General features: G+C 69.2%; 12 protein-coding genes. 10 read left to right on the forward strand and 2 right to left on the reverse strand.

The window, feature by feature from the left end; genetic code table 11:
• Positions 1 to 162 precede the first annotated feature (162 nt).
• The 6 genes from BWR19_05445 (at position 163) to BWR19_05470 (ending at position 4,575) form a co-directional block, all read left to right on the forward strand.
• On the forward strand, positions 163 to 606 hold the full coding sequence (locus BWR19_05445) for a hypothetical protein (protein ID APX92428.1): 444 nt from the start codon (positions 163 to 165) through the stop codon (positions 604 to 606).
• A gap of 33 nt (positions 607 to 639) precedes the next feature.
• Positions 640 to 831, forward strand: a complete 192-nt coding sequence (locus BWR19_05450) for a hypothetical protein (GenBank protein ID APX94911.1) — start codon at positions 640 to 642, stop codon at positions 829 to 831.
• A 181-nt stretch (positions 832 to 1,012) separates the two neighbouring features.
• Positions 1,013 to 1,894: an MBL fold metallo-hydrolase gene (locus BWR19_05455; protein ID APX92429.1), complete on the forward strand. Its 882-nt coding sequence runs from the start codon at positions 1,013 to 1,015 to the stop codon at positions 1,892 to 1,894.
• Positions 1,895 to 1,904: 10 nt separating this feature from the next.
• Complete coding sequence (locus BWR19_05460; protein APX92430.1) at positions 1,905 to 3,656, forward strand: sodium-independent anion transporter; 1,752 nt, start codon at positions 1,905 to 1,907, stop codon at positions 3,654 to 3,656.
• A gap of 41 nt (positions 3,657 to 3,697) precedes the next feature.
• Positions 3,698 to 4,159 carry a hypothetical protein gene (locus BWR19_05465; protein APX92431.1) on the forward strand — a complete coding sequence of 154 codons (462 nt, stop codon included), beginning with the start codon at positions 3,698 to 3,700 and terminating at the stop codon, positions 4,157 to 4,159.
• On the forward strand, positions 4,156 to 4,575 hold the full coding sequence (locus BWR19_05470; GenBank protein ID APX92432.1) for a hypothetical protein: 420 nt from the start codon (positions 4,156 to 4,158) through the stop codon (positions 4,573 to 4,575). Before BWR19_05465 ends, BWR19_05470 begins: the two co-directional genes overlap by 4 nt.
• A 13-nt stretch (positions 4,576 to 4,588) precedes the next feature.
• Here BWR19_05470 and BWR19_05475 read toward each other — a convergent pair whose 3' ends face one another.
• Positions 4,589 to 5,344 (reverse strand): thiol:disulfide interchange protein DsbG, encoded by a 756-nt coding sequence (locus BWR19_05475; protein ID APX92433.1) that lies wholly within the window; start codon positions 5,342 to 5,344, stop codon positions 4,589 to 4,591.
• Positions 5,345 to 5,456: 112 nt separating this feature from the next.
• On the opposite strand from BWR19_05475, the gene BWR19_05480 reads away from it, so the two are divergent.
• Positions 5,457 to 7,646 (forward strand): ATPase P, encoded by a 2,190-nt coding sequence (locus BWR19_05480; GenBank protein ID APX92434.1) that lies wholly within the window; start codon positions 5,457 to 5,459, stop codon positions 7,644 to 7,646.
• Here the strand turns inward: BWR19_05480 and BWR19_05485 are convergent.
• Positions 7,636 to 9,399 (reverse strand): alpha-amylase, encoded by a 1,764-nt coding sequence (locus BWR19_05485; GenBank protein APX94912.1) that lies wholly within the window; start codon positions 9,397 to 9,399, stop codon positions 7,636 to 7,638. The genes BWR19_05480 and BWR19_05485 overlap by 11 nt on opposite strands.
• A 135-nt stretch (positions 9,400 to 9,534) precedes the next feature.
• On the opposite strand from BWR19_05485, the gene BWR19_05490 reads away from it, so the two are divergent.
• The 3 genes from BWR19_05490 to BWR19_05500 all read left to right on the forward strand — a co-directional run bounded on the left by BWR19_05490 (position 9,535) and on the right by BWR19_05500 (position 12,761).
• Positions 9,535 to 10,014: a transcriptional regulator NrdR gene (locus BWR19_05490; GenBank protein ID APX92435.1), complete on the forward strand. Its 480-nt coding sequence runs from the start codon at positions 9,535 to 9,537 to the stop codon at positions 10,012 to 10,014.
• A gap of 18 nt (positions 10,015 to 10,032) precedes the next feature.
• A complete protein-coding gene (locus BWR19_05495) occupies positions 10,033 to 11,166 on the forward strand; it encodes a riboflavin biosynthesis protein RibD (GenBank protein APX92436.1) in 1,134 nt (377 codons plus the stop codon).
• A 443-nt stretch (positions 11,167 to 11,609) separates the two neighbouring features.
• Positions 11,610 to 12,761, forward strand: a complete 1,152-nt coding sequence (locus BWR19_05500; GenBank protein APX92437.1) for a 3,4-dihydroxy-2-butanone-4-phosphate synthase — start codon at positions 11,610 to 11,612, stop codon at positions 12,759 to 12,761.
• The last annotated feature ends 45 nt before the right edge of the window (positions 12,762 to 12,806 follow it).

The following is a 12,806-nucleotide window of genomic DNA, read 5'->3' on the forward strand; positions in this document are numbered from 1 at the left end:
CCTTGACGCCCCTACGCCCGTTTCCTGACGCCGCCGCTTGATCCAGATCAAGCGGCGGCGTTTTACCTCATGTCTTGACGCCTCCTCTTCGCTAAGCTGACGATTCAATTTAAAGTTATTAGGTTAGAGGAAAAGGTTATGAAAGTGAGTAAAACAGTATGTATGGCCTCGGCCCTTGCGGCGAGCGCACTCTGCTTGCCATCGCTGGCCATGGCCGAGGAGCATGCCAGCGGCGATGACGCCTATGCCGAACGCGCCCTGGTGATCCTGACCAGCGACTCTCTGCAGACTCAGGGAATGGCGATGATCCTGGCCAATGCCATGCGCGAGCAGGGCACCACCCCACACATTCTGCTGTGTGATGCCGCCGGCGAGCTGGCCATCGACGGTTACCAGAGCGAGACCGAGCTAGGGCCGCGCGGCATCAAGCCCGAGGGCCTGATGCAGATGATGATGGGCGAGGGCGCCGAGGTGGATGTCTGCGCCATCTACCTGCCCAACAGCGATTACGGCGAGGAGGACCTGCGCGACGGGGTAGGGGTGGCCACCCCGGGCGCCATGGCCGAGATGATGCGCGACCCGGCTATTCCGGTCTTCAGCTTCTAATCCGATCGGCGCTTGAGGAGAGTCAACATGAACATGAAAAGCAACGTGGGCGGTGCCGACAAGTGGGCTCGTATCGGCGTGGGAGCCGTGCTGATCCTGATGGCCCTGACCGGCACCATCGGCGCCTGGGGCTGGGTCGGCGTGCTGCCGCTGGCCACTGGGCTGTTCAACGTCTGCCCGGCCTACAGCCTGCTCGGCATCAATACCTGCAAGGTCGACAAGTAAGGCCGCATGACTTTTCCCCGCCATGTCGCCAGGCGCCCGTGCCCCTCTCAGGTCACGGGCGCCTGGCTATCGGCTGCATGAAGCACCTTTCTTTTATTAAAAAACGATCTAACGTTATAACTATTATTGCGCTATACTAGCGTCATATTTGACAGCCCGACTGCGATGGAGGCCGCTTCCCATGTCCAGTACCAACGCGCCCCGGCCACTCGTGACCCACTTCTTCGACGAGCCCACCAACACCTTCAGCTATGTGGTGCAGGATCCCGCGAGCCGTGCCTGCGCGATCCTCGACTCGGTGCTCGACTTCGATTACGCCGCCGGGCGCACCGACGTGCGCTCCGCCGACGCGATCATCGCCTTCGTGCGTGACAACAGCCTGACGGTGGAGTGGATCCTCGAGACCCACGTGCATGCCGACCACCTCTCCGCTGCTCCCTACCTGCATGAGAAGCTCGGCGGCAAGACCGGCATCGGTGCCAGGATCACCGTGGTGCAGGACGTGTTCGGCAAGGCGTTCAATGCCGGCAGCGAGTTTGCCCGCGACGGCAGCCAGTTCGACCGCCTGTTCGAGGAGGGTGATACCTTCGCCATCGGCCAACTGGAAGGGCGGGTGCTGCATACACCGGGCCACACACCGGCCTGCCTGACCTATGTGATCGGCGACGCCGCCTTCGTCGGCGATACCCTGTTCATGCCCGACTACGGCACCGCCCGCTGCGACTTTCCCGGCGGCGATGCGCGCACCCTGTATCGCTCCATCCATAAGGTACTGGCCTTGCCGGACGCTACGCGGTTGTTCCTGTGCCACGACTACAAGGCACCGGATCGCGAGGAGTACCAGCACCAAACCAGCGTCGCCGAGCAGCGCGCGAATAACGTGCACGTCCACGAGGGCATCAGCGAGGAGGCATTCGTCAAGATGCGCACCGCGCGCGACGCCACCCTCGGCATGCCCAAGCTGATCATCCCGTCGGTGCAGGTCAATATGCGCGCCGGGGAGATGCCGCCGGCCGAGGACAACGGCCAGGTCTACCTCAAGGTGCCGATCAACGCGTTCTGAGGCCTCCCCCGTGAACCCCAAGCGCTACCTGCCGATCCTGCAGTGGCTGCCCGTTTATGGCCGCGCGACGCTGGCCAGTGACCTGCTGGCGGCGCTGATCGTCACCATCATGCTGATCCCGCAGTCGCTGGCTTACGCCATGCTGGCCGGGCTGCCACCGGAGGTGGGGCTCTATGCCAGCATCGCGCCGTTGCTGGCCTATGCGCTGTTTGGTACCAGCCGCACCCTGGCGGTGGGGCCGGTGGCGGTGGTCTCGCTGATGACCGCGGCGGCGGTGAGCCAGGTCGCTCCCCAGGGGGCGCCGGAGTATCTCGGTGCGGCGCTGGTGCTGGCGCTGATGTCGGGGGTGATCCTGACCCTGATGGGGGTGGCGCGGTTGGGCTTTTTGGCCAACTTCCTCAGCCATCCGGTGATCTCGGGCTTTATCACCGCCACCGGACTGATGATCGCCGCTGGACAGCTGCATCATCTGCTCGGGGTGGACGGCGGCGGCCAGCATCTGCTGGAGGTGCTGATCGGCCTGGCCGGTCACCTGGGGGCGATGCACCTGCCGACCCTACTGATCGGCGCCGCGGTGTTGATGTTTCTCTGCGCGGCGCGGCGCTGGCTCAAGCCGGCCCTGGTGGCGCTCGGGATGGCGGCGCGGCCGGCGGAGATGCTGACCAAGGCGGCACCGATTGTGGCCGTGGCGCTGACCTCCCTGGTCACCTGGGGATGGGGGCTCGACCAGCGCGGCGTGGCGGTGGTCGGCGCCGTGCCGGCGGGCCTGCCGCCGCTGACGCTGCCGGGCTTCGACAGCGGCCTGTGGAGCCAGCTATGGGTGGCCGCGCTGCTGATCAGCATCGTCGGCTTCGTCGAGTCGGTGTCGGTGGGCCAGACCCTGGCTGCCAAGCGCCGCCAGCGCATCGACCCCGACCAGGAGCTGGTGGGGCTGGGCAGCGCCAATATCGCGGCATCGTTCACGGGAGGCATGCCGGTCACCGGCGGCTTCGCACGCTCGGTGGTCAACTTCGACGCCGGCGCCGAGACCCCGGCAGCCGGCGCCTTCACCGCGCTGGGCATTGCCATGGCGGCGCTGCTGCTGACCCCGCTGATCGCCTATCTGCCCATCGCCACCCTGGCGGCCACCATTATCGTGGCGGTGCTGACACTGGTCGATGTGCCGGCCATCAAGCGCACCTGGGACTACTCGCGCAGCGATGCTACGGCGATGCTGGCAACCATCGTCGTGACCCTGGGCCACGGCATCGAGAGCGGCATCCTGGCCGGGGTGGGGCTGTCGCTGGTGCTGCATCTCTACCGTACCAGCCGACCCCACAGCGCCGTGGTCGGTCGCATGCCGGGCACCGAGCACTTTCGCAACGTGCAGCGCCATCAGGTAGAGACCGACGAGCGACTGGCCATCCTGCGCGTCGACGAGAGCCTCTACTTCGCCAACGCGCGCTATCTGGAGGACACCGTGATGGCCCTCGCCGTGCGGCAGCCCGAGCTCGAGCACCTGGTGCTGGCCTGCCAGGCGGTCAACGGGATCGATGCCTCGGCGCTGGAGAGTCTCGAAGCGATCAATGCCCGGCTGCAGGATGCCGGCGTGAGCCTGCACCTGGCCGAAGTCAAGGGGCCAGTGATGGATCGCCTCAAGCACACCGCCTTCTGCCGCGAGCTGAGCGGCGAGGTCTTTCTCAGCACCTTCGATGCCTGGCGGGCGCTGCACGGCGACGCGGTCTCGGTGTCGCGGCAGCCGGCGGCCAACGAGACGTCATAGCTCACCGAGCGCTGACGCAACAACCTTTACAGGAGATGACAATGGATCCGATAGCGAGCCTGCAGGGGCTGGGGGGAGGCGTGTTGATCGGCCTCTCGGCGGTGTGGTTGATGGCCGCAATGGGGCGCATCGCGGGTATCAGCGGCATCCTGTCGAGCCTGATCTGGGCGCGACCCAGGGGCGACAGTATCTGGCGGCTGACCTTCCTGCTCGGCCTGATCAGTGGCCCGCTGCTGGTGATGGCGCTGGGCGGCGGCCTGGGCAACGTGGCCGACGGCCCAGGCGATGTCATCGGCGCTCCCGCCGGTGGCGTGGCGCTGATGCTGCTGGCGGGGCTGCTGGTGGGTGTCGGCACCGGGCTCGGCAGCGGCTGCACCAGCGGGCATGGCGTCTGCGGCCTGGCGCGGCTATCGCCGCGCTCGCTGGTGGCGACCCTGACTTTCCTGGCGGCGGCGATCGTGACCGTCTATGTCGTCCGTCATGTGATCGGAGGTGGGGCATGAAGGCGCTCGATGGCAAGGCCCTGGCGGGCTACGTCGCCGGGCTGCTGTTCGGTCTGGGCCTGGCGATATCCGGGATGACCGATCCCGCGCGGGTGCTGGGCTTCCTCGACCTCTTCGGCGCCTGGGATCCGACCCTGATGTTCGTGCTGGGTGGCGCCGTGGCGACCACCTTCATCGGCTATCGGCTGGTGTGGGCGCGGGGGCGACCGCTGCTCGAGTCGGCGTTCCAACTGCCCACCCGCCGCGACCTGGATGCCCGGCTGCTCGGCGGGGCGGCGCTGTTCGGCATCGGCTGGGGGCTCTCCGGCTACTGCCCGGGGCCGGCGGTGGCCTCCATCGCCGGGCTGTCGTGGCCGCTGGCCGCCATGCTGGCGGCCATGGTAGCCGGCTGGTACCTGGCGCGGCGTATCGGGTAAGGCGCTTGTCGTCTCAGGGACGCGGCGCGCCGAAAATCGCCGCCAGCTCGTCCTCTTCCGGCAGGCCGTGGGCCATCTGCAGGCCGCGTTCGCCCTGGTAGACCATGCTCGGGGTGGCCATCAGGCCGAAGCTCTCCATCAGCTGGTGATTGTCGAACAGCGCCTCCTCCAGGTCGCGGGGCAGGCTCTCCAGGCGCGGAGTCTCTTCGCCGCGGAGATGAGCGAGCAGCGCCGCGCTGGGGTCGTCAGCGGCCAGCATGGAAATGGCCGTGCGCGGGCTGTCGCGATCCATCAGCCCGACCATCACGTGGCGCAGCTGCACCTCGCCTGCCTCGACCCAGGGGCGCGCCTCGTGGAACAGCCGCTGGCAGTAGGGGCAGTAGGGGTCGGTGAAAACATAGACGATGCGCTCTCCGTCGCCCTCGGCGATCCAGGCGCTCTGTTCGAGCATCGCCAGGCTTTCGCTGTCCTCCTCGCCGCGAATCACCTCGTCGAGCATCGGCCGGCTCAGGTCGTTGCCGTCGGCGTCCTGCAGGGTGCCGACGATCACATGCTCGCCGTCGGGCAGCAGGTAGGCGGCCAGCTCGTGGCCCTGATAGCTGCCGGCGTAGCCGGTCATGCCGCCCAGCGCCTCGAACTCGCCGTGGATGGTCATGCCCTGCGCTTGCAGAGCGGCGATGGGCGCCGGCCAGTCGTTGGCCAGCGCGGCGCTGGGCAGCAGGCCGGCGACAAGCAGGGCGGCAGGCAGGCGGTAACGGTGCAGGGACATGGGATATCCTCGTGGGGCAGTGCGCTCAGACTGCCACGCCCGGGACATTCTGCCCAGCGCCCCAGGCGCGGTAAGCTGACGCATCGTCTCCGACCCGCTGCCAAGGACGGTCATGCCCGATTCCATCCATTCGACACCCAATGCCACCACCGCGCTCTACTCGCTGCACGGGATGTGGTGCACCAGCTGTGCCCAGGCGGTGGAGAGCGTGCTGGCGCGCCGTGCCGACGTGCAGCGCGCCAGCGTCAACTACGCCACCGCCACGGTACACCTCAGCGGCGACCCCGAGGCGATCGCTCTCGAGGTGCTGGCACCGCGGGTGCGCCGCCTGGGCTATCGGCTGGTGCCCCTCGAGGCGGCCCAGGACGCCGAGAGCCGCCTCGAGGCCGAGAGCCGGCGCCTGACCCTGCGCCTGGCGGTGGGCGCCAGCTTCGGCATGTGGACCATGCTCGCCTCGCTGCTGATCTACGCCGGGGCACTGCCCGGGCCGCGCCTGGAGTTCGTGCTGGCGCTGGTCTCGGGGGCCTTCGCTGTGCCGGTGGTGGGCTACGCCGGCTGGCCCTTCTATCGCGCCGGCTGGCGCACCCTGCGCGCCGGCCGCCCGGGCATGGATGCGCTGATCAGCCTGGGGGTGCTGGGCGCCGTGCTGGTCTCGCTGTGGCTGCTGTGGCGCGGCTCGGCGGAGGTCTATTTCGATACCGCGGTGATGCTGATCCTGCTGCTGCTGGTGGGGCGGCTGGTGGAGACGCTGTGCCGCTACCGCGGCCTGCGGGCGCTGTCGCGGCTCTATCCGCAGGTGGATGAGGTCGAGGTGCTCGACGCCGGCAGGCCGCGGCTGAGCGCGCTGGCCGACGTCGTCCCCGGCGCGCGGCTGCGCGTCGCGCCCGGCGCGCTGGTGCCGCTGGACGGTGCACTTGAGAGCGCGCGTGCCTGGCTCGACCTTTCGCCGCTCAACGGCGAGGCGCGCCCGGTCAGCCGCCAGCGCGGCGCGGCGCTGCAGGCCGGCAGCCGCAATCTAGGCGAGGCGATCACCCTGGTGGTCACCGCCCGCGCCGGCGAGGGCTACCTGGACCGCCTGCATCGCCAGATGCTCGAGCTGCATGCGCGCAAGGGCGAGCTGCAGCGCCTGGCCGACCGCTTCGCCGCCTGGCTGAGCCCGCTGGCGGTGGTGCTGGCACTGGCGACGCTGATGGCGCTGCTGCTGGGCGGCGTGGCAGTAGAAGAGGCCGTGGTGCGGGCGCTCTCGGTGCTGGTGGTGGCCTGCCCCTGCGCGGTGGGGCTGGCGATTCCGCTGGCCAATCTGGCCGCCGGCAGCCAGGCGCTGGGCCGCGGGGTGGTGTTCCGCGACCTGGCCGCCTTCGAGTCGCTGGGACAGGTGCGCAGTGCTGCCTTCGACAAGACCGGCACCCTGACGCGCGGCGAGGCCGAACTCAGTGAGTGCCGTCCGGCGCCGGGGGTCTCCGAGGACACGCTGCTGGCGCTGGCCGCCCAGGCCGAGTGGGGCAGCGAGCATCCGCTGGGGATGGCGCTGCGCCGCGCCGCCGACCGGCGCGGCCTGGCGATGGGCGAGACACCCAGCGAGAGCGACGAGGTGGCCGGCGGCGGACGGCATGTACGGCTGGCCGATGGCGCCGAGCTCATGGTCGGCGCCCCGGCGTGGCTGGCCGGCGAGCTGGGCATCGCGCGCCCCGCCGATAGCGACGACGAGTCGCGCGCCGGCAGTCGGGTGGCGGTGGCCCGCGACGGGGAGTGGCTCGGCGAGCTGATCTTGCAGGACTGCCCTGACCCCGGCGCGCTGGCGCCGCTGGCCGAGCTGCGGCGTGCCGGCATGACGCTGGCGCTGGTCAGCGGCGACCGCGCTGCCGAGGTGGCGGCGGTCGGCGAGGCGGCCGGATTCGTCGGACGTGAGTGCTTCGCCGGTCAGTCGCCGGAGGCCAAGGCGCGGTTGGTGGCGCGCCTGCCGCGGCCTTCGCTGTTCGTCGGCGACGGCGTCAATGACGTACTGGCCCTGGCCACGGCGGACGTCGGCATCGCGCCGCTGGGGGCCAGCCAGCCAGCCCGCGACGGGGCCGCGGTGCAGCTGCTCGAGCCCGGCGTGGCCGGGGTGGTGGACGCCTGGCAGATCGCACGGCGGGCGCGGCGCATCATGCGCCAGAACCTGGCGCTTTCGGCGGGCTACAACCTGGTGGCGCTGGGGCTGGTGGTATGGACGGCGATCCCGCCGCTGGTGGCGGTGCTGGCGATGGCGGCAAGCTCGCTGTCGGTCACCGCCAACGCCGCCCGGCTGGGGCTCAGCGACTGACCAGCCACAGGCTGCGATAGGGCCCCAGCTCGCTGGGTGGCGTGGCGCAGGCGCAGTCCTCGAGCAGGTCGTGCCAGTCATGCTTGGCAAGCGCCGGCAGCGCCAGCGGCTGGCGCTTGTCGGTGACGTTGTAGATTGCCAGCAGGCGCCGGCCGTCGGCCAGCGGCCCGCGCTGGATGGCCAGCAGGCTGGCGGGGGTGTCGAGCACCTGCTGATCGGCGTCGGGGTGAAAGCAGGGCTCGCCGCGGCGAATGTCGAGGCGCCGCTTGAGCGCCAGGAACACCTCGCGGGTCGGCGTGTTGCGGCTATCGAGCAGCTCGTCGAGCGTCTCCCTGTCCCACTGACGGCGATTGATCGAGCGCAGTCGGCCGCTGCGCTCGATGCCCTCGTGGTCGTTGAGGGTGGCGGTCAGGGAGTGCAGGTAGAGGGCGGGGATGCCCTGCAGCGCCAGCATCAGGTGCTGGCTGCACAGGAAACGCTCGATCTGCCACGGGTCGGGGCCGCGGCGGGTCCCCTTGAGCGCCTCGAAGTAGGTGATGTTGATCTCGTAGGGCGAGTCCTCGCCGTCGGCGTTGGCCTTCATGCTGACGAAGCCGCCGAAGCGGTGCATCAGCTCCAGCAGCGCCTCCACCTCGTGGCCGGGCAGCAGTCCCTCCAGGGCGCGTACGCCGATGCCGTCGTGGCTGGCGGTGAAGTTCAGGTAGCTGCAGCCGGCGGGCAGGCTGGGCAGGCCGCGCAGCCAGCTGCCCAGGGTGCTGGCGTCGCCGCTGGTCAGGGTATGCACCAGCAGCGGCGGCAGGGTGAACTGGTAGACCAGATGCGCTTCGTCCGGCGTCTCGCCGCGTTCCGACCCGCCATCTTCTAGGCGCTCGAGGCCAAAGTAGCTGAGGTTCTCGCGGTGCGGCACGTTGGTTTCGGTGACCAGCAGGGTGCCGGGGGCCACATGGTCGAGAATGCCGCGCAGCAGGCGCACGATGGCATGGGTCTGGGGCAGGTGGATGCACGGCGTGCCGACCTCTTTCCACAGGAAGGCGATGGCGTCGAGGCGGATGATCCGCGCGCCCTGCTCGACGTAGAACAGCAGGATGCCGATGAACTCCAGCAGCACATCGGGGTTGGCGAAGTTGAGATCGATCTGATCCTCGGAGAAGGTCGCCCACAGGTAGCGGGTGCCGCGGCGCGTGGCCACCGGCACCAGCAGCGGCGAGTTGCGCGGGCGCACCACCTGGGAGAGGTCGGTGTCGGGATCCATCTCGATGAAGTAGTCGCGCCCCGGCTGGCTGCCGGCCAGGTAGTCGACGAACCACAGCGACTCGCGGGAGACGTGGTTGATCACCAGGTCGACCATCAGGTCGCGGTGACCGGCCAGGCGTTGAATATGCGACCAGTCGCCGAGCGCCGGGTTGACCTCGCGATAGTGGATCACCGAGAAGCCGTCGTCGCTGCTCCAGGGAAAGAACGGCAGCACGTGCACGCCGCTGAAGGTGTCGCCGAGGCGCCGCTCGAGGAAGTCGTCGAGCACCTCCAGCGGCGGGCGATCGCCGTCGACCAGGGTGTCGCCGTAGCTGATCAGCCACTGGTCGCGTTCGCTCCAGAGCGGGCGTCCGGCGCCGGGGCGCTCGCGCAATGCCTCACGATGGTGCGCCAGCAGGGTGGTCAGGCGCCGCAGCACCTCACCGGCGCGGGGGCCATAGACCTCGCCGAGGCGGGCGCTGGCCAGCGCCGCGAAGGCCGCGGCATCGAGGGGCTGCAGTGTGGCGGGGGGCGTCGGCGAGCTCATGGCATCTCTCCTTGATAGGCTTCTATCTCCAGCTTAATGCAGAAGGCGTGCCAAGCGCTTACACTACGGCAACCTATCGAGAACAACACCGACGCCGGAACTGACCCCATGCATTGTCCCTTCTGCGGTACGCACGATACCAAGGTCTCCGACTCGCGGCTGGTCGCCGAGGGTGATCAGGTCCGCCGTCGCCGCCAGTGTGCCGAGTGCGGTGAGCGTTTCACCACCTACGAGACCGCCGAGCTGGTGATGCCGCGGGTGATCAAGGCCGACGGCTCCCGCGAGACCTTCGACGAGCGCAAGCTGCGCGCCGGCATGCTGCGCGCGCTGGAGAAGCGCCCGGTCAGCGCCGAGTCGATCGAGGCCGCGGTGGAGCGCATCCGCCAGCGGCTGCGCGCCCGTGGCGAGCGCGAGGTGGCGGCACTGGACGTCGGTGAAGAGGTGATGCAGGCGCTCAAGCGCCTCGATCAGGTCGCCTATATCCGTTTCGCCTCGGTGTATCGCCGCTTTCAGGACCTCGACGAGTTTCGCGCCGAGATCGACCGCCTGGCCCAGGAACCCTCGTTCTCGCCCAACGACGATACGTGATCTGCACACGGACGACGCATGCCCAAAGCGACTGCCGAAACCTTCATGGCCCGCGCCCTGACCCTGGCGCGGCGCGGCCTCTATACCACCGATCCCAATCCCCGCGTCGGCTGTGTGCTGGTCAAGCAGCGGCGCATCGTCGGCGAGGGCTTTCACGCCCGCGCCGGTGAGCCGCATGCCGAGGTGCACGCGCTGCGCGCCGCCGGCGACGCCGCCCGCGGGGCCACCGCCTACGTCACCCTGGAGCCCTGCTCCCATCACGGCCGCACCGGCCCCTGCGCCGAGGCGCTGGTCGAGGCCGGCGTCAAGCGCGTGGTAGTGGCCATGCAGGACCCCAATCCGCGGGTCGCCGGCCGCGGCCTGGCGATCCTGCGTGAGGCCGGCGTCGAGGTCGAGTGCGGGCTGATGGAGGAGCAGGCGCGGGCGCTCAATCCCGGCTTCATCCTGCGCATGACGCGCCATCGCCCCTTCGTGCGCCTGAAGATGGCCACCAGCCTCGACGGGCGCACGGCGATGCGCTCCGGCGAGTCGCAGTGGATCACCGGGCCGCGGGCGCGCACCGAGGTGCAGCGGCTGAGGGCGCGCTCCAGCGCGGTGATCAGCGGCGTCGAGTCGATCATCTTCGACAATTCGCGCCTCACCGTACGCGCCGCGCAGCTCGACCTCGACGACGCCGAGGCCATCGCCGCACGCCAGCCGCTGCGGGTGATCGTCGACTCGCGGCTGCGCCTGCCCCAGGCGGCGGCCTGCCTGCGCGAGCCGGGCCGCACCCTGGTCGCCACCTGCAGCCACGACGCCGAGCGCCGCGCGCGCCTCGAGGCGGCGGGGGCCGAGGTGCTGGTGCTGGCTTCAGGGATCAACGGGCGCGTCGACCTGGAGGCGCTGCTGGGGTATCTGGCCAATCAGGAGCAGGCCAACGAAGTGCTGGTGGAGACCGGCGCGACCCTGGCCGGGGCGATGCTCGACGCCGAGCTGGTCGACGAGATCCAGTTGTTCATGGCGCCGACCCTGCTGGGCGGCGAGGCGCGGCCGCTGTTCAGCCTGCCGGGGCTCGAGACCATGGCCCAGCAGCGGGCGCTGGATATCCTCGATATTCGCGCGGTGGGCCGCGACTGGCGAATCACCGCGCGCCCGCAGCGCCGCGGCCACTAAGGAGCTTGGCCACGAAGGGACGAAGCCAAAGCGGCGCCGGGGACAGGTCTGAAGAGGGTTCGATTCCATGGAAGGAATCGGTAGCGTACAGGGAAGTATTTATAGCGCCCTCGTACAGACCTGTCGCCGGATATGCCGCGCACTGGATAAATAGGTAGCGCCGGGGACAGGGCTATCGCAGGTAGGCAACACCGCTCGGAACTGATCCGTCGGCAGGCCTACGAGAGGGCGCTGTGAACCCCTCCCTGGGCGCTACCTTGCGCCATCCATGGCGCAAACCCTCTCTTCGGCCTGCCCCCGGCGTCCTCGCTCTGGGGGCTATCTACTGGCGCCCGACGCCGCGCCAAGGTACCCTGAGCGCCGATTCAAAATGGGCGTTGGTGTCCGAACGTTCACCCGCCGCCACCGTGCGGCGCCCATGGGCATAGCGATTTGGAGTTTGCATGGCTAAGGCTTCACAGGATTCCAGCGCCGACCAGGCGACTGGCATGGCCTCGATCGCCGAGCTGATCGACGACATTCGTCAGGGCAAGATGGTGATCCTGATGGACGATGAGGATCGCGAGAACGAGGGCGATGTGATCATGGCCGCCGAGAAGGTCGAGGCCCAGCACATCAACTTCATGGCCCGCCACGCGCGCGGCCTGATCTGCCTGCCGATGACCCGCGAGCGCTGCCAGCGCCTCAAGCTGCCGCTGATGGTCAGCGACAACGGCTCCGGCTTCGGCACCAAGTTCACGCTCTCCATCGAGGCCGCCGAGGGCGTCTCCACCGGCATCTCCGCCGCCGACCGTGCGCGCACCGTGCAGGCTGCCGTGGCCCGCGATGCCAGGGCCGAGGATATCGTCCAGCCCGGGCACATCTTTCCGCTGATGGCCGAGCCGGGCGGCGTGCTGCGCCGTGCCGGGCACACCGAGGCGGCCTGCGACCTGGCGGCCATGGCCGGCCTCGACCCCAGCGGCGTGATCTGCGAAGTCATGAACGATGACGGCAGCATGGCGCGGCGCCCCGAGCTCGAACGCTTCGCCGCCGAGCACGGCCTCAAGATGGGCACCATCGCCGACCTGATCCACTATCGCATTCACAACGAGCAGACCATCGACCACGTCGAGTCGACCCAGGTGCAGACCAGCTTCGGCGCACTCGACCTGCACGTGTTCCGCGACAGCATCCAGGGCGCCCATCACCTGGCGCTGGTCAAGGGCCGGCCGTCACCCGAGGTGCCGACCACGGTGCGCGTCCACCTGGCCGACGTGATGCGCGATCTGCTGTGCCTGCAGAAGGGCGACAACGCCAGTTGGAGCGCCAGCGGCGCCATCGCCGAAGTGGCCCGTGCCGAGGCCGGCGTCTTCGTGCTGCTCGACGACGGCCGCCCGCGCCAGGACTTCCTCGACTACCTCGAGGTGTTCCTCGAGCGCCGCCGTCAGCCGCGTGGCAGCGAGTCCGACGGCGCCGGCAACTACCTGACCATCGGCACCGGCTCGCAGATCCTGCGCCACCTGGGCGTCGGCAAGATGCGCCTGCTCAGCTCGCCGTGGAAGTTCTCGGCGCTGTCGGGCTTCGATCTGGAAGTGGTCGAACGGCTGGACCCCTAGCGTTCGACGGGTTTCAATTTCAGCACTACCGTTTACAGCAGGAAT

This window comes from Halomonas sp. 1513 (assembly GCA_001971685.1).
GTDB lineage: Bacteria > Pseudomonadota > Gammaproteobacteria > Pseudomonadales > Halomonadaceae > Franzmannia.